The sequence below is a fragment of the Amycolatopsis sp. FBCC-B4732 genome (assembly GCF_023008405.1).
Lineage (GTDB): Bacteria > Actinomycetota > Actinomycetes > Mycobacteriales > Pseudonocardiaceae > Amycolatopsis > Amycolatopsis pretoriensis_A.
Genome location: NZ_CP095376.1, coordinates 5,496,618 through 5,512,894, shown reverse-complemented (window position 1 = coordinate 5,512,894; position 16,277 = coordinate 5,496,618). Strand labels below are relative to the sequence as shown.

The 16,277-nt window shown below is 70.8% G+C and carries 16 protein-coding genes and 1 pseudogene; 7 read left to right on the top strand and 10 right to left on the bottom strand.

Going from position 1 to position 16,277, the window contains the following annotated elements:
• Nucleotides 1-2 precede the first annotated feature (2 nt).
• Genes MUY14_RS23705 through MUY14_RS23695 form a run of 3 tightly spaced genes read left to right on the top strand, consistent with a single transcriptional unit; the run spans nt 3 to nt 2,811 of the window.
• Nucleotides 3-200: a hypothetical protein gene (locus tag MUY14_RS23705; protein WP_247011933.1), complete on the top strand. Its 198-nt coding sequence runs from the start codon at nt 3-5 to the stop codon at nt 198-200.
• Nucleotides 197-1,612, top strand: coding sequence for a sodium:solute symporter (locus MUY14_RS23700; RefSeq protein ID WP_247011931.1), 1,416 nt, complete (start codon nt 197-199; stop codon nt 1,610-1,612). The genes MUY14_RS23705 and MUY14_RS23700 overlap by 4 nt, the downstream gene beginning before the upstream one ends.
• Nucleotides 1,609-2,811 carry an amidohydrolase family protein gene (locus MUY14_RS23695; RefSeq protein WP_247011929.1) on the top strand — a complete coding sequence of 401 codons (1,203 nt, stop codon included), beginning with the start codon at nt 1,609-1,611 and terminating at the stop codon, nt 2,809-2,811. The genes MUY14_RS23700 and MUY14_RS23695 overlap by 4 nt, the downstream gene beginning before the upstream one ends.
• Here the strand turns inward: MUY14_RS23695 and MUY14_RS23690 are convergent.
• The 3 genes and pseudogenes from MUY14_RS23690 to MUY14_RS23680 all read right to left on the bottom strand — a co-directional run.
• Nucleotides 2,808-3,145, bottom strand: a pseudogene (locus MUY14_RS23690) (integrase core domain-containing protein); the annotation flags it as partial. The gene MUY14_RS23695 and the pseudogene MUY14_RS23690 overlap by 4 nt on opposite strands.
• Before the next feature lie 267 nt (nt 3,146-3,412).
• Nucleotides 3,413-4,900 carry a hypothetical protein gene (locus MUY14_RS23685; protein ID WP_247011927.1) on the bottom strand — a complete coding sequence of 496 codons (1,488 nt, stop codon included), beginning with the start codon at nt 4,898-4,900 and terminating at the stop codon, nt 3,413-3,415.
• Between the two features lie 66 nt (nt 4,901-4,966).
• Nucleotides 4,967-5,764: an alpha/beta fold hydrolase gene (locus MUY14_RS23680; protein ID WP_247011925.1), complete on the bottom strand. Its 798-nt coding sequence runs from the start codon at nt 5,762-5,764 to the stop codon at nt 4,967-4,969.
• A gap of 43 nt (nt 5,765-5,807) precedes the next feature.
• Between MUY14_RS23680 and MUY14_RS23675 the strand changes: the two genes are divergently transcribed.
• Entirely contained in the window at nt 5,808-6,194 is a 387-nt protein-coding gene (locus tag MUY14_RS23675) for a RidA family protein (RefSeq protein ID WP_247011923.1), read from the top strand.
• 136 nt (nt 6,195-6,330) lie between these two features.
• Here MUY14_RS23675 and MUY14_RS23670 read toward each other — a convergent pair whose 3' ends face one another.
• From MUY14_RS23670 to MUY14_RS23660, 3 genes are all read right to left on the bottom strand, one after another.
• Nucleotides 6,331-7,059 carry a Crp/Fnr family transcriptional regulator gene (locus MUY14_RS23670; protein WP_247011922.1) on the bottom strand — a complete coding sequence of 243 codons (729 nt, stop codon included), beginning with the start codon at nt 7,057-7,059 and terminating at the stop codon, nt 6,331-6,333.
• Between the two features lie 3 nt (nt 7,060-7,062).
• Nucleotides 7,063-7,233: a hypothetical protein gene (locus tag MUY14_RS23665; protein ID WP_247011920.1), complete on the bottom strand. Its 171-nt coding sequence runs from the start codon at nt 7,231-7,233 to the stop codon at nt 7,063-7,065.
• A gap of 702 nt (nt 7,234-7,935) precedes the next feature.
• Nucleotides 7,936-9,093: a steroid 3-ketoacyl-CoA thiolase gene (locus tag MUY14_RS23660; RefSeq protein WP_247011918.1), complete on the bottom strand. Its 1,158-nt coding sequence runs from the start codon at nt 9,091-9,093 to the stop codon at nt 7,936-7,938.
• 231 nt (nt 9,094-9,324) lie between these two features.
• Between MUY14_RS23660 and MUY14_RS23655 the strand changes: the two genes are divergently transcribed.
• Nucleotides 9,325-10,551, top strand: a complete 1,227-nt coding sequence (locus MUY14_RS23655) for a cytochrome P450 (RefSeq protein ID WP_247011916.1) — start codon at nt 9,325-9,327, stop codon at nt 10,549-10,551.
• Here the strand turns inward: MUY14_RS23655 and MUY14_RS23650 are convergent.
• Entirely contained in the window at nt 10,523-11,104 is a 582-nt protein-coding gene (locus MUY14_RS23650; protein ID WP_247011914.1) for a dienelactone hydrolase family protein, read from the bottom strand. The two genes, MUY14_RS23655 and MUY14_RS23650, sit on opposite strands and share 29 nt — an antisense overlap.
• Before the next feature lie 35 nt (nt 11,105-11,139).
• Here MUY14_RS23650 and MUY14_RS23645 point away from each other — a divergent pair, with 35 nt between their 5' ends.
• A complete protein-coding gene (locus tag MUY14_RS23645) occupies nt 11,140-11,931 on the top strand; it encodes a transglutaminase family protein (RefSeq protein ID WP_247011912.1) in 792 nt (263 codons plus the stop codon).
• A gap of 56 nt (nt 11,932-11,987) precedes the next feature.
• Nucleotides 11,988-13,007: a YhjD/YihY/BrkB family envelope integrity protein gene (locus MUY14_RS23640; protein ID WP_247011910.1), complete on the top strand. Its 1,020-nt coding sequence runs from the start codon at nt 11,988-11,990 to the stop codon at nt 13,005-13,007.
• A 67-nt stretch (nt 13,008-13,074) separates the two neighbouring features.
• Here MUY14_RS23640 and MUY14_RS23635 read toward each other — a convergent pair whose 3' ends face one another.
• From MUY14_RS23635 to MUY14_RS23625, 3 genes are read right to left on the bottom strand one after another with little or no spacing between them, the layout of a single operon-like run.
• On the bottom strand, nt 13,075-14,241 hold the full coding sequence (locus MUY14_RS23635; protein ID WP_247011908.1) for a thiolase domain-containing protein: 1,167 nt from the start codon (nt 14,239-14,241) through the stop codon (nt 13,075-13,077).
• Complete coding sequence (locus MUY14_RS23630) at nt 14,238-15,251, bottom strand: thiolase domain-containing protein (RefSeq protein WP_247011907.1); 1,014 nt, start codon at nt 15,249-15,251, stop codon at nt 14,238-14,240. The genes MUY14_RS23635 and MUY14_RS23630 overlap by 4 nt, the downstream gene beginning before the upstream one ends.
• Nucleotides 15,252-15,258: 7 nt before the next feature.
• Nucleotides 15,259-16,236, bottom strand: a complete 978-nt coding sequence (locus MUY14_RS23625) for a Zn-ribbon domain-containing OB-fold protein (RefSeq protein WP_247011905.1) — start codon at nt 16,234-16,236, stop codon at nt 15,259-15,261.
• Nucleotides 16,237-16,277 lie beyond the last annotated feature (41 nt).

The following is a 16,277-nucleotide window of genomic DNA, read 5'->3' as shown; positions in this document are numbered from 1 at the left end:
GCGTGCGCAGCTACCACTGGCCCCCGCTGCTCCCGGTCGTCGCGCTGGTCCTGATGCCGTTCCTGCCGTTCGTGAACACCACCGGACTGTGGCTCGGGCTGCCGCGGATGGTCGTGTGGGGCGCCTTCTGGTGCCTGATGTTCACCCCGGCGCTGCTGCTCTCCGAACGCCTGATGCGCGGGACGGAGGACGAAGGATGATCCTGGCCTTCACCCTCGCCGGCATCCTGCTGATCGGTGTGCTCGGCTTCGTCGGCCGCCGCCGTCCGGCCGCGGACCTGGCCGAATGGACCGTCGGCGGCCGCCGCTTCGGCGCCGTGACGATGTGGTTCCTCCAGGCGGGGGAGGTGTTCACCACCTTCACCTTCCTCGGCATGGCGGGCCTCGCCTTCTCCGGCGGCGTCGCCGCGATGTACGCGCTGCCGTACGTGCCGATCGCCTACGTCGTGCTGTTCTTCCTCGCGAAACGCCTGTGGACGCTGGGGAAGGAGCGCGGCTACCTCACCCAGGGCGACTTCCTCGAGGACCGTTACTCCAGCCGGGCGCTCGGGACGCTGTCGGCGGTCCTCGGCGTGGTGTTCGTGCTGCCGTACCTGCAGCTGCAGATCACCGGGCTGGGCCTGATCGTCCGGCTGGTCACCGGCGACAGCGCCTCCGGGACGCTGAGCATGGTCGCCGGCAGCGTGCTGGTGGTCGCGTTCGTGCTGTGGGCCGGCCTGCGCGGCGTCGCGGCGACGTCCTACTTCAAGGACGGGATCATGCTGGTCGCGCTGGTCGTGCTGATCATCGCGGTGCCGACGCACTTCGCGGGCGGCATCGCGGGCGTGTTCCACAAGATCGAGCAGCTGCACCCGGAGAAGCTGATCGTCCACAGTGGAGCGAACGACCACGTCTGGTTCGTGACGAGCATGCTGGTCAGCGCGATCGGCGTCGGGCTGATGACGCTGCCGCACTCGTGGCCGGCGCTGATGTCCGCGCGCGATCCGAAGGTGCTGCGGCGCAACTACGCCTGGATGCCGGTGTACGAGCTGTGCCTGCTGCTGCCGATGGTCGTGGGCTTCGCCGCGATCCTCGTGGTGCCGAAGGGGAGTGACCCGAACGGCGTACTGCTGACGCTGTCGAAAGACGCGTTGCCCGGCTGGGTGACCGGCATCATCGTGGTCGCCGCGACGGCCACCGCGATGGTCCCGGCCGCCGGGATCCTGATCGGCATCTCGTCGCTGGTGGCGCGCAACATAGTCCGCGTCCGCAGTGGCCGCAAGCAGTTCTGGATCAACCACGGCACGGTTGTGCTCGCGAGTACCCTTGCCCTCGTGCTCGGCATCTTCCGGCCGGACCTGCTGGCCAACCTGCTGCTGCTGACCTATTCGGGGTCGGTCCAGCTGGCCCCGGCGAACCTGCTGGGATTCCTGCGGCGGGTCCCCGTCGGCAAGGGCCCGGTGTTCGCCGGGCTGATCGCCGGCGAGCTCGTCGTCATCTGGCTGACCTTTGTGGACACCCACCTCGTCGGCACCGTCAACGTGGGCCTGATCGGGCTCGGCGTCAACGTCGTCGTGCTGACCCTCGCCGCGCTCGTCGCGCGGCGGCAGATTTCTCCCGTGGAGGCGGCGTGACGCGGACGGTTTTCACCGGCGGTTCGGTCTTCGACGGCACCGGCGCCGAGCCGGCGGCGGCGGACGTCGTCGTCGAGCACGGCCGGATCGTCGACGTGGGCACGGACCTGGACGGCGACGAGAGCGTCGACTGCTCGGGCTCGGTGCTGCTGCCCGGGCTGTTCGACTGCCACGTGCACGTCACGGTGTCGGACATCGGGCTGCTGGCGCGCGTGCAGAAGCCGTTCTCCTACCAGTTCTACGAAGCCGCGCGGAACCTGTGGGCGACGCTCGGGCTGGGCATCACGACGGTCCGCGACGCCTCGGGCGCGGACCTCGGCATCAAGCAGGCGGTCGACGACGGGCTGATCCCCGGGCCGCGGCTGCAGATCTCGATCGGGCTGATCAGCCAGACCGGCGGCCACGGCGACAGCTGGAACCCGTCCGGGCTGTGCGTGCCGCTGCTGGTGCCGCACCCGGGCCGCCCGGACGCGACGGTCGACGGCCCCGACGAGATGCGCCGGGTGGCCAGGACGCTGCTGCGCGCGGGCGCCGACGTCCTCAAGGTCTGCACGACCGGCGGCGTGCTGTCCCCGCGTGACGACCCGCGGCACTCGCAGTTCACCCCGGCGGAGCTGGAGGTACTGGTCGCCGAGGCGTCGATGCAGGGCCGCCCGGTGATGGCGCACGCCCAGGGCGCGGCGGGCATCAAGAACGCGGTCCGCGCGGGCGTCCGCTCCATCGAGCACGGCATCTACCTCGACGACGAGGCGATCGAGCTGATGCTCGGCCACGGCACCTGGCTGGTCCCGACCCTGATCGCCCCGGTCAACGTGGTCCGCGCGGCCGACGCGGGCGTCGACCTCCCGGCGGCGGTGGTGGCGAAGGCCCGCGAAGTGGTGGAGGTGCACCGCGATTCGGTCCGCCGCGCGTACGCGGCGGGCGTCCGCATCGCGATGGGCACGGACAGCGGCGTGGGCCCGCACGGGACGAACCTCGAGGAACTGGCCCTGATGGCCGCGTGCGGCATGCCCCCGGCGGACGTCCTGGAGGCGACGACGTCGTCGGCGGCCCGCTTGATGGGCCTGGACGGCGAGCTGGGCCGCCTGGAGCCGGGCCTGCGCGCGGACGTCGTGGTGGTGGCGGGCGACCCGTACGACTTCCCGGCGCTGGCCTCGAACATCCGCGAGGTCTGGAAGGACGGCGTCCGGGTGGTCTAGCCGCCCAGCCGGGTGAGGGGTGGCTTGCCTCCGGTGGAGGGGTGGGGTCGGTGGTGATGGTAGGAGTGCAGCCATCCGGGCAGGACTGAGCGGCGGTGGTCCTCGGAGGGGTAGAAGCGGGCGTAGGCCCAGCCTTCGGCCTGGGTGCGGTGGAAGCGCTCGATTTTGCCGTTGGCCTGTGGCCGGCAGGGCCGGGTTCGTTTCGGGGTGATGCCCAGCTCGGTGCCGGCCTCGCGCCAGGCCGGGGAGCGGTAGCAGGCGCCGTTGTCCGATGACACGCGTTCGACGGTGACGCCGTGGTCGGCGACCAGGTGAGCGCGCGGTGAAGGACACCGACCGGTTCTTTGCGGTAGCGGTCGGCCCATGTGCGGGCGGTTTTGGCGGTGACCGCGAACATCTTCGCCGCCGCTGTGCAGGTCCGGCCCTGCTCGACGACCGGGGGGCCAGTCGTAGCCGGGTGCGTGGGGTCAGGGGGGACACGAAGGCCTCCGGTGGGTGAAGCGGTTCCCCAACAGCTCCACTTCACCTCTGGAGGCCTTCACCTGTCGGTGCGACAGGCCATCACCGCCTCAACCCGGGACGACCTCCCCGGACACCACACCTAGCCGCCCAGCCGGGTGAGGTCGACGACGGCCTTGTCGAAGGCGAAGACGTCGTTCGGGACGTTTTTGGTGTCGTCGGTGAGCAGCGCGACGTAGCAGCCGTAGTCGATGGCGAAGCCGTCGTAGGACCGGCCGGGACGGCGTGGGTCGACGACACCCCGGCGCAGGACGTGCAGCAGGCGCGCGTCGCACAGCGCGTCGATCGCGGGCGGGCGGTCCGCGGTGGGCAGGAGGAACGTCCGGGACCTGCGCCGGCCGACGACCTCGTCGACCAGGCGGGCCAGCAGCCGGTCGGCGTCCTCGTGCCTGCTGAGCGCGACCCGCTTGTCGCGCAGGTACCAGTCCCGCGCGGCCCGGCGCACGTGGGCGACGGCGATCTTGTCCGCGTGCGCGTGCTGCGCGGCGAGCGCGGCGATGTTGATCGCGTCGCGCGGGACCCCCTCCGCGGCCCGGACGAGCTCGGCGAACGCGCCGTCCCGGAACGCTTCCGCGGCATCGGGTGCCGGGCGCACCATCGCTTCCAGGACCGGCCGGACGTGCCGGGAGAACAGTTCGCGGAAGAAGGCCTGCGCGCGCTCCCGCGACTCGTCGAACACCAGCGCGTCGTCGAGGCTCACCGTGGAAGCGGCGTCCGAGCCCACCTCGATCCCCAGGTAGTCGCCGTGCACGGGGACGAAGAACCGGGCGCGGTGCTCGATGGCGGCGATCTTCACCGTGATGCCGCGGATCGGCAGGACGCCGCGCCGCACCAGATCCGCGAGGAACGGCTGCAGGTCGAGCGGGACGCTGCTCCATTCGTCGAGCAGCAGCCACAGCCGGGCCGGCCGGATCCCGTCCGCGACGGCCTGGAGTGCCCGGCTCAGCGGCCCGAACAGGACGCGGTGCTGCTCGACCCCGGTGCGCTTGCGCCGGCTGGACGCGGTCGTGGAAGCGTTGTGCCGCAGAGAACCCCGGACACCGGCCGCGCGGCCCAGCGACGCCTCCAGCCCGCTCCGGCGCTCGTCGGCCGCACCGCGGGTCTGCTCCTGCTCCGTCTCGCCGACGACCTCGACCTCGGTCGAGGCGGCGACGAGCGCGTCGAGGCCGTGCAGGAACCCGTCCGGGTCGGGCACCTGCCCGTCGACGGCCAGGGTGAGCAGCTGGTCGTGGACCGCTTCGAGGGTGTCCACCAGCAGCTGCGTGCCGCGCTGGGCGGGGGCGAGCGCTTCGTTGGCGTACAGGCCCCCGGTCGACCCGATCGTGCGCAGGTCGAGGTAGAGCGCCACGTCCCCGGTCCGCTCGACGAGGTCCTGCAGGTGCAGCAGCCCGTGGGTCTTGCCGGTACCGCGGCGCCCGAAGAGGATCTGGTGGTCCGCCGAGTTGATCAGCGCGGAGAAGGACCCCGCGGCCACGTAGGTGGCGGCCAGCGTCGAGCGGTCGGCGCTCTCCGCCCGGCGCGGGATCCGCATGAGCGCCTGGTTGAGGTGCAGCTGGACGGCCTGCGCCATGCGACTCCCTGGTCCCGGGTGCTCGCGGGCTGAACTTCCCACCGTAGCCCCGGGTCCGGTGCCGAGTCACGCCTCCGGGCTGAGCAGATCCTTCACCGCGGCCGCGAACTTCGCCGGGTTCCGCTGCGGCGCCAGGTGCGCCCCCGGCACCTCCGAGAACGGCAAACCCAGTTCCAGCGCCAGGATCTTCGCCGGCTGGTAGTGGTAGCGCCCCCGGCTGCCCTCGCCCGCCACCGGGAAGATCTCCGTGCTCGCGCGGCGCAGGGCGCGCAGGTCCGGGAGGTAGTCGAAGAACTCCGTCAGCTCGCGGTCGAACAGGCGGATCCAGTCGGCCTCGTGCGGCAGCCGCAGGTTGGGCAGGTCGGGCAGGGCCGCGCCGGCGATCGCGTCCGCGAAGCGCGTCACCGCGGTCATCAGCTGGCCCGCGCGGGCCAGGCGGACCTGTTCCGCCGCCGCTTCGAGCCAGCTGCCCGCGTCCGGCATCAGGTGCACCGCCGGGGGTTCGTGGGCGACCAGGGCCGTGACGCGGTCCGGGTGGCGGGCGACCAGGTCGAGGCCGATCAGCGCGCCCGCGCTCGTGCCGAACGCCAGTGCCGGGCCGTCGGTCGCGTGGTCCAGCACCGCGAGCGCGTCGTCGGCCTGCAGCGACACCGGGACCGGGCCGGTGGTGGTGTCCGTGCTGCCGAAGTGGCCGCGGCGGTCGTAGGTGATCACGGTGTAGTCCGCGTAGAGCTGCTTCGCCAGCGCGCGGTAGGAGTCACCCGCCCCGGTGCCGCCCGGGATCAGCAGCAGCGCCGGGCCCTCGCCACCGCGGCGGACGAGGAGCTCCCCGTCCGGAACCGGGCAGCGGCTCTCCGAGATCATGCATCGAAGTGAAGCACAAGGGCCACAAGCTAATGTGCGCGGCATGACCGAACGTCGAGCGATCCTGAGCGGCTCCACCTTCGAGGAACAGATCGGCTACGCCCGCGCGGTCGTCCACGGCGACCGCGTGTACGTCTCGGGCACGACGGGCTTCGACTACCCGGCGATGGCGATCTCCGACGACGTCGTCGAGCAGGCGGCTCAATGCGTCCGCAACATCGAAGCGGCGCTGACGGAGGCGGGCTGCACGCTGTCCGACGTCGTCCGGGTCCGCTACCTGCTGCCTTCCCGCGCGGACTTCGAGCCCTGCTGGCCGGTGCTGCGCAAGGCGTTCGCGGAAGTCCGCCCGGCCGCGACGATGCTGGAGTGCGGCCTGGCGGACCCGCGCATGAAGATCGAAATCGAGGTGGACGCCCACCTGCCGGGCTAGAGCCGTTCGGTGATGGTCGCCGCGTGATCTTGTAACGGGCCGGACCGCCGGGACGACTCCCGCACGTCACAGTCGAGACGGAGGGTGCCGCATGCTCCAGCGAGGTGGACCCGGCGAACTCGCGCGTCGCCTGCGTTCACCCCGGCTGTTCGTCGGCGAAGTAGGGCTCCGCCTTCAGCAGCTTGCGGTGGTCGCGAAACACCTCCTTCTTGACCCGCATGCCCTTGTAGCGCGTCTCGACCAGCCCGGCCGTCTTCAGCTTGTCCAGTTCCGTGCTGACGGACGCGATGGAGCCGCCGATCGCCGCCGCGATGTCCGCCAGCCGGAACCCGATGTCGAGGGAAATGGTGCCGGCGTCGACCTCGGTCCCGTGGCGCTGCGCCTGGCGGTAGAGGAAAGCCAGGAGCCGGTCGTGGACCTTGTGCGCGGCGAAGGCGAGCGTCGCGTCGCGGACCCGGGCCCGCTCGGCGACGGCCGCCATCAGCCGGACGGCCGCTCGCGGGTGGTGTTCGAGGTACCGCAGGAAGGCGGCTCGCGGCACCTCGAGCGCCGTGACGTCCTTGGTCGCCTTGAACGACACGTGACTCTGCTTGCCGCGGAGACAGGCCTCGGCGCCCAGCACGTCGCCGGCCCCGCTGACGTCGACGATGACCTCCGCGCTGCCGGGCAGGGCCGTGCGCCCCACCTTGACGATCCCGGTCTGGAGGAAGTACACCGGCGTGTCGAGATCACCTTGGTTGCCCAGCATCGTGCCGGCCTTGAAGGAGAGCATCTGCCCGGCTCGTCGCAGAGCGGAGTAGTCCTGCACCGACAGCTGCTGCAGGACGTCCCACGTCTGCCGGTCCCCGCTGGGTGAGCTGGCCATGGGTCAGGCCACCGCCGCGGAAAGCGCGTCGATGACCACCGGGAGCGTGGCGACGAGCGAGGTCACGGCCCCGAGGAAAAGAACCGGGTGCCGCGTCGGACGGGCCAGCAGCAATCGGGCCAGGTACGCGATCAACGCGAGGTAGAAGATGACGACGATCGAAAAGGTGATCACTGCCAAGGGATCATGACTGGTCTGTACCATCAGGTTCGCATCTCTCATTTCGCCGGTGTTCTTCGCCGAGTCCTCGCCGGCGGTGACAGGGGAGCTCACCTGGTCGGGGTGCCTGCCATTCGTCGGTGTAAATGGGTACTTTAGAGGGTGGCTGAGGCCTGGCCTAGGCGCTACGCGGCGTCACAAGCTGGTGAACCAAATGGGTGTTAGTAAGGGTGACCTCTCTTGATCTCGCCGGTCTCCGGACAAGGTGATGACCGTCCGTAGTGGGTCATAACGATGTGGATCTTTTTCCCACAATTCGGACTAAGTGCGAGTCGTAAGCAAAATAATCGGCGCGAACTTTCCAGTACTGAAACTTTGCGACTGGCCCATTGGTAGCATCGTCCCTGCGCAGGGTCAGTGCTCTTCGCCGAGTCCGACTTTCTGCGGAAAAGACGTGAGCCGTGGTCCGGGGGTGGTTCCCCGGCTCGGCTCACGTTTGTTGCTCACCGTAGCCGGGTATCGATTCCGGCGGCGTGGGTGACGAGGGGAATTCGGAAGCGCGCAAGGTCAAACCTACGGAACCGTAAGTTTGACCTTGATGTGACCTGCGTCACTGTCGACGCCTCGGGTGTGGATTTCCTGGGTTGTTCGGATCGCGAACCCGTGTTCACCCTCCGTCGATGGCCCGTCCGGGGCGTGCTCGCTTGCTCCTGCCGGTCAGAGCCGTTCGATGATGGTCGCCGTCGCCAGAGCGCCGCCGGCGCACATCGTCACCAGTGCCGTCGACGCGTCGCGGCGCTCCAGCTCGTGCAACGCCGTCGTCAGCAGCCGCGCGCCCGTGCTGCCCACCGGGTGGCCGAGGGCGATCGCACCGCCGTTCACGTTGACCCGCGCCGGATCGGGGCCCACGACCTGCTGCCAGGACAGTGCGACCGACGCGAACGCCTCGTTCACCTCGAACAGGTCCACGTCACCCACCGTCATCCCGGTGCGGGACAACACCCGTTCGGTCGCGCGGATGGGGCCATCCAGGTGGTAGTACGGCTCGGCGCCGACCAGCGCCTGCGCCAAGATCCGCGCGCGGGGACGCAGGCCCAGCGCCGAAGCCCGGTCGGAATCCACCAGGAGCAGTGCCGCCGCGCCGTCGGAGATCTGGGAGGACGTGCCCGCCGTATGGATGCCGTCCTCGACCACCGGCTTCAGCCGCGCCAGGCCCTCGACCGTCGTTTCGCGCAGACCCTGGTCGCGGGCGACCAGCCGGGTTTCGCCGGTGGGGGAGCCCTCGGGGGACAGGACCGGTGCCTTCACCGGCACGACTTCGCGGTCGAAGTGCCCGCCCGCCCACGCGGCCGCCGCCTTGGCCTGCGACGCCGTGCCGAACGCGTCGACGTCTTCGCGCGTCAGCCCGCGCCGGACGGCGATGCGCTCGGCCGCGCCGTACTGGTTCGGCAGATCGATCGTCCACGACGACGGCCGCGGGGACGCGCCGGCGCGGTTGGTGCCCAGCGGGACGCGGCTCATCGCCTCGACCCCGCACGCGACGCCGACCTCGATGGCGCCCGCCGCGATCAGGCCGGCGACCAGGTGGGTGGCCTGCTGCGCCGAGCCGCACTGGGCGTCGATCGTCGTCGCGCCCGCCGTCTCGGGCAGGCCCGCGTGCAGCCACGCCGTGCGCGTGACGTTGTTCGACTGCTCGCCCGCCTGCGTGACGCAGCCGCCGATCAGCTGCTCGACCAGCGCCGGGTCGATCCCGGCGCGCTCGGTCAGCGCGAGCTGCGCGGCGCCGAGCAGCTCGGCCGCGTGCAGGCCGGCCAGCAGCCCGCCCCGCTTGCCGATGGGGGTCCGCACGGCTTCGGCGATGACCGGCACGCCCATGTCGTCCCTTTCGTCGGGAAACACTGTTCACTGATCCAAAAACTAGAACAAGTTATTGTTTACCGCAACCCGCCGCAGGCGCAACACTATGTTGATCTTTGGCAGGTGAGCGCACGCTCACCTGCCCTCATCGGTCAAGTTAACGGGTTTCACTAACGGTCTTCCGTTGGTTAACACCGTATGCTTCAATCCAACCTAGAACGTGTTCCAAGCCGAACCGTGGGAGGCAACGTGGCCGCTCCGCTCATCCCGGCAGGGTTCGACTTCACCGATCCCGATCTCCTGGCGCAACGACTCCCGGTGGACGAGTTCGCCGAGCTGCGGCGGACGGCACCGGTGTGGTGGAACCCCCAGAAGCACAACACCGCGGGTTTCCGCGACGACGGCTACTGGGTCGTCTCGCGCCACGCGGACGTCAAGGAGGTCTCCCGCGACAGCACGCTGTACTCGTCGCGGGAAAAGACCGCCATCATCCGCTTCGACGAGAACATGACCGAGGACAACCTCGACGCGAATCGCCTGGTGCTGCTCAACATGGACGCCCCGCAGCACACCAAGCTGCGGCGGATCGTGTCGAAGGGCTTCACCCCGCGGTCGATCTCGAAGCTCGAGGACACCCTGCGCGACCGCGCGGAACGGATCGCCCACGAGGCCCGCAAGAAGGGGACCGGCGACTTCGTCACCGACGTCGCGTGCGAGCTGCCGCTGCAGGCGATCGCCGAGCTGATCGGCATCCCGCAGGAGGACCGGCTCAAGATCTTCGACTGGTCCAACCAGATGGTCGCCTACGACGACCCGGAGTACGAGGTCGCGCCGCTGGAGGCGTCCGCGCAGCTCATCGGCTACGCGTGGAACATGGCCGAGGACCGCCGCAAGTGCCCGATGGACGACATCGTCACGAAGCTGATCCAGGCCGACGTCGACGGCGAAGCGCTCGGCTCGGACGAGTTCGGCTTCTTCGTCATCCTGCTCGCCGTGGCCGGCAACGAGACGACGCGCAACGCCATCACCCACGGCATGAAGGCGCTCCTGGACCACCCGGACCAGTGGGAGCTGTTCAAGGAGCAGCGGCCGAAGACGGCGCCGGACGAGATCGTCCGCTGGGCCACCCCGGTGGTCGCCTTCCAGCGCACCGCCACCCGCGACACCGAGCTCGGCGGCGCGCAGATCCGCAAGGGCGACCGCGTCGGCATGTTCTACAGCTCGGCCAACTTCGACCACGAGGTCTTCGGCGACCCGGAGAAGTTCGACATCCTCCGCGAGGACAACCCGCACGTCGGCTTCGGCGGCACGGGCTCGCACTACTGCATCGGCGCGAACCTGGCCCGCCTGGAGATCGACCTGATCTTCAACGCGATCGCCGACGTCATGCCGGGCATCACGGAGGCGGCACCGCCGGTGCGGCTGCGCTCCAGCTGGCTCAACGGGATCAAGCACTACCCGGTTCGGTACGCCTGAGGAACTCCAGGACCCGCTCCCAGGTGCGCTCCGCCGCGGCTTCGTCGTGGTCGGGGCCGTCCGGGTCGGTGTAGAAGTGGCCGATGCCCGGGTACGTGTGCACCCGGGCATCGGCGCCCACCCGGGCCGTGGCCGCACGCCAGGCCGCGACCTGGGCCGGGGGTGCGATCGGGTCGGGGTCGGCCACGTGCACCTCGACCGGCAGGCCGGGGCGGGCCGCGGCGGGCAGGTTCCCCAGCGCGTGCAGCAGCAGGACCCCGGCGGTGGCCGGCCGGTGCGGCAGCACCGTCTCGACGACGCCCGCGCCCATCGACACGCCCACCAGCACCGTCGCCGGGGGCAGGTCGCGCACCGCGCCTCGGGCTCGCCGGGTGATGTTTTCCCAGCCGACGGCGTCCTTCAGCGCGAATCCGGCTTCGATGTCGGGCGCGGTGCGGCCGTCGTAGAGATCCGGGGTCGTGACGGCGTGCCCGGCCGCCCGCAGCCGGTCGGCGAAGCCGAGTTCGACGGGCCGCAGCCCCAGCACCGAGTGGAAAACCACGACGTCGCTCATCCGGCAATCGTGCCCGAGGGTGACATCATGGGGCGATGGCCCCTCGAGCGACGGTCGACGTCGAGTTCTCCTTCCGCGTCACCGAACCCGGGCCGGCGGCGATCTCGGTCGCCGCGGCGCGCGCCGACACCGACGAGCTGACCGTGTCCTGGCACGGGGAGAGCGAGTCCGTCGAGTTCGAGCACGGGACCCGTGCCGAAGTCTTCGAGCTGCCGGTCGGGGAGCACCGCGTCGCCTACCACGCCGAGCGCGTCTTGGGCGAGCCCGAACCCGAGCCGGTCACGCTCGCCGACGCCGCCGTGTTCACCCGGCCGAGCCGGTACTGCCCGTCCGACCGGATCGCCGGGCTGGTGCCGCCGGAGCTGTTCGCCCTGGACAGCACCAAGAAGCAGGTCGACGCGATCGTCCGGTACGTCCACGAGCGACTGTCCTATGTGGTCGGCTCGGGCCGGGTGACCGACGACGCGATCGACACCCTGCTGGCCGGCGCCGGCGTCTGCCGCGACTTCGCGCACGTCTGCATCGCGCTGTGCCGGGTCCTCGACATCCCCGCGCGCTACGTCGGCGTCTACGCGCCCGGCCTGTCGCCGATGGACTTCCACGCGGTCTTCGAGGCCGGCATCGCCGGGCGCTGGTACGTCTTCGACGCCACCCACCTGGCGCCGCGCCAGACCATGCTCCGCATCTCCACCGGCCGCGACGCCGCGGACACGTCGTTCCTCGCCACCCTCGGCTGCGAGCTCGACTTCCTGGGCAGCACGGTGTTCGCGACGACGGACGCGGCGCTGCCCGAGGACCACTGGCCGGAGCTGGTGGCGCTCGGCTGACGGGCCGACCGCGTGTTGCCTGCGCGAAGTGGCCTCCGGCTGGGTAGACAGAGTCCGTGAAGAGTTCCCCGAAGGCCCCGAGCCCCTGGGCGCGGGCCCGCGCCCGGTACCGGTGGCTGGACCACATCGCCCGCGCCGCCGACCGCTACATCGACGCCGGCGGCTACCACTACATCGCCTCGATCACCTACTTCAGCCTGCTGTCGCTGGTGCCGCTGCTGATGGTCGCCTCGTCGGTCGCCGGGTTCGTGCTGGCCAGTCAGCCGCACCTGCTCGACACGATGGTCCACGCGATCGTGTCGACGCTGCCCGGCGGGCTCGGCGACAAGGCCACCGACCTGCTCACCGGGTTCGTCGAGCAGCGGACGAGCGTCGGGGCGTTCGGTCTGGTCATCGGCCTCTACTCGGGCTGGAACTGGATGAACGCGCTGCGGGACTCGCTGACCGCGCTGTGGGGGCAGAACCGCTCCGACCAGCCGCTCCTGCGGCTCATCGCCGTCGACCTGCTCGCGCTGGTGGGCTTGAGCGCGGCGCTGCTGGTGTCGTTCACGCTCACCATCTCCGGCACCGCGCTCGGCGGCTACCTGCTGCGGCTGGCCGGCTTCGACGACACGAGCTGGGGACACCAGCTCGTCTCGGCGTCCTCGGTGCCGCTGTCGCTGGCCGCCGACTGGCTGGTGTTCCTGTGGGTGCTGACCCGGCTGCCGCGGCAGAAGGTCGGCGTGCGCAGCGCGGTCCGCGGCGCGATCGCGCTGGCCCTCGGGTTCGAGGCGCTCAAGCTGGCCGGCGGGTTCTACCTCCGGCTGATCGGCGACTCGCCGACCGGCATCGCGTTCGGCTCGGTGATCGGCCTCATCTTCTTCATCTCGCTGGTCGCGCGGCTGCTCGTCTACGTCACGGCGTGGACCGCGACCGGCTCCGACGCGCCGCCGACGCCGGTCCAGCCGCCGGCGCCGGTGGAGCTGAACCCGGTGGTCGTGGTCGACCCGCCGATCGCGGTGCCGGCCACGGTCGGCGTGCTCACCGGCGTGGTCGGCACCCTCCTGGCCCTGCGCTGGCGCCGCTCCCGTCGCTGACCCCGCACTTTCGTAGGGAAAGCTCCGCTTTGCACCGCAAAGCCGCACTTTCACGTGAAAGTGCGGTTCAGGAACCGGGCTTCTCGGAGCCGACCAGCCACATCGAGAAGTACTGGGAGCCGCCGCCGTAGGCGTGGCCGAGTGCGCGGCGCGCGCCGTCCACCTGGTAGTCGCCGGCGCGGCCAATGACCTGCTTGGCCGCTTCGGAGAACCGGAGCATGCCCGACGCGCCGATCGGGTTGGACGAGAGCACCCCGCCGGACGGGTTGACCGGCAGCCGGCCGCCCAGCGCCGTCTCGCCCTTCTCGGTCACCTTCCAGCCCTCGCCCTCGGGCGCGAACCCCAGATTCTCCAGCCACATCGGCTCGAACCACGAGAACGGCACGTAGATCTCGGCGACGTCCACTTCGGATATCGGGTCGGTGATGCCGGCCTCGGCCCACAGCGCGGCCGCCGCGTCCCGCCCGGCCTGGGGGTTCACCTGGTCGCGGCCGGCGAACGTGGTCGGCTCGGTGCGCATCGCCGTCGCGTGGATCCAGGCCGCCCCGCCCTCGACGGCGTCCCCGGCGGCCTCGTCGCCGAGCACCATCGCGCAGGCGCCGTCGGACGACGGGCACGTTTCGTCGTAGCGGATCGGGTCCCACAGCATCTGCGACGCCCGCACCGACTCGACCGTGATGTCGGGCTGGCTCAGGTGCGCGAACGGGTTCAGCGCCCCGTTGCGCCGGTCCTTCGCCGCGACGATCGCCCCGACGTGGTCGGGCGCGCCGGAGCGCCGGATGTAGGAGCGCACGTGCGGCGCGAAGTAGCCGCCCGCGCCCGCGCCGACCGGCATCTGGAACGGCGGCAGGATCGACAGGCCCCACATCGCGTTCGACTCGGACTGCTTCTCGTACGCCACGGTGAGCACCCGGCGGTGCACGCCGGACTGGACGAGCGAGGCCGCGACCAGCGCCGTCGACCCGCCGACCGAACCGGCGGTGTGCACGCGCAGCAACGGTTTCCCGGTCGCGCCCAGCGCGTCGGCGAGGAACAGCTCGGGCATCATCACGCCCTCGAACAGGTCCGGGGCCTTGCCGAGCACGACGGCGTCGATGTCGGCCCACCCCACCTGGGCGTCGGTCATCGCGCGGTCGATCGCCTCGCGCAGCAGGCCCGGCATCGAGACGTCCGCGCGCTTGGCGCGGTGGTGTGTCTGGCCGGTGCCGAGCACGGCGGTGAGCTGCTTGGTCATCGGGCCTCCAGCACGGTCACCAGGTTCTGTTGCAGGGCGGGGCCGCTCGTCGCGTGCGCCACGGCCTTGCGGGATTCGCCGCGGTGGATCCGGGCCGCGGCCTCGCCGATCCGGGCGAGCCCGGCGGAGAACATCGGGTTCGCGGCCAGCGCGCCCCCGGAGGGGTTGACGTCGACGCCGTCGCCGAGCCCGAGCGCGGTCCGCAGGATCAGCTCCTGGTGCGTGAACGGCGCGTGCAGCTCGGCGAGGTCGACGCCGTCCAGGTCGAGGGCTTTCGCCGCCGCTTCGGTGGACGGCGAGCGCGTCAGGTCGCGGGCGCCGAGCACGGGGGAGTCGACGCGGTGCTCGATCCCGGCGAGCACCGCGGGCCGCTCGACGATGTCCCGTGCCCGTTCCACAGTGGACAGGACGATCACGGCGGCGCCGTCGGTGACCGGCGCGATGTCGTGCTTGCGCAACGGATCCGCGACGTACGGCGTGTCGAGCAGTTCGCTGACGTCCTTCGCGGTGCCCCGGGCGGCGACTTCGGCCAGGTCCTTTTCGGACCACAGCCCGGCCTCCAGGCCCAGCCGTGCCTGGATCCCGGCGATCGAAACCGAGTCCGGCCACAACGGAGTGACGACGTAGGGGTCGAGCTGCAGGGCGAGCACCCGGCGCAGCTGCCCGGCGCTGGACTTGCCGAAGCCGTAGACGAGCGCGGTCTCGACCTCGCCCATCCTGATCTTCAGCCAGGCCTCGTAGAGCGCCCAGGCGGCGTCCATTTCGACGTGGGACTCGTGGATCGGCGGGAACGCGCCGATCGCGTCGACCGCGGCGATGAACGAGAACGCGCGCCCGGCCAGGTAGTCCGACGAGCCGGAACACCAGAAGCCGATGTCCTCTTTGGACAGGCCGGTCTTTTCGAAGACCTCGGCGAAGATCGGGACGAGCATTTCGACGCCGTTGGTGGTCCCCTCGGTCTCCCGGACGTTGGGGGCCTTGGCGAAGCCCGCGATGGCGACGTCTGGCATCAGGACCTCACAGGTGGTGGGCGAAGGTTTCGTAGGCCGCGTCCGGCTCGCCGGTCGGCTCGAAGTGGCTGATGTTCTCCAGCGACGTCCACCACTCTTCGCGGGGTTTCCACGCCGCCCGCACGCGCATGCCCATCTTGACGTCCTGGGCGTCGCACCCCAGCACGAGGTGCAGGAACGCGATGTCGGCGCCGTCGAGCAGGATGTACGCGGCCACGTACGGCGGCTTGAGCCGCTGGCCGAGGAACGGGACGTTGACGATGCAGAACGTCGTCACGATGCCGGTGTCGGGGAGTTCGACCTCTTCGGTGGTCGGCACGCCGTCGGTCGGGCAGGCCCCGCGCGGCGGGATGTAGACCTTTTCGCACGCAGGGCAGCGCTGCCCGATCAGCTTGCCCTCGGCGAGCCCGCGCAGGTAACGGCTTTCCTCGGGTGACGCGGAGTGCATGTACTTCAGGTGCACCGGCGTGATGACGACGCTGACCGGCGCACCCTCGTCCCGGGCGGCGACCGGGGGAGCGGGCTCGGTCGGCGTGGTGTCCGCGGCGTCCACGGGCAGGAAGTAGGCGATGTCCCGGATGTGCCCGACGGCCTCCTCGGCCCACCGCACGCGCACCCGCTGTCCACTGTGGATCTTCGACGGCGAACCGGCGTCCACGGCGTGCAGCATGGCGGTGTCGGCGCCGTCCAGCTTGACCAGCGCCCAGGCGAACGGCCGGCGCAACGGCTGCCCGTCCAGGGGTTCGGCGCACCACGACCACGAGACGACGGTGCCCTCTTCGCCCACCGGGACGAACTCGCCGAGCTGTTCGGCGGTCACGGGATCGTATTCGACCGGCGGCACGTGCACGCGCCCGTCGCTCCCGCGGATGCCTTCGATCCGGTGCTCGCGAAGGCCGTTGACGAACCGGCCCAGGACGGGCCCGGTCGAGCGCGTGTAGTCGAAGCCGACGTTGAGGGGTGCCGCTAGTGGTGTCTCGGTCACGCCGTTGAGTGAAACATGTTCTTGTTCTATCGACAAGGTTC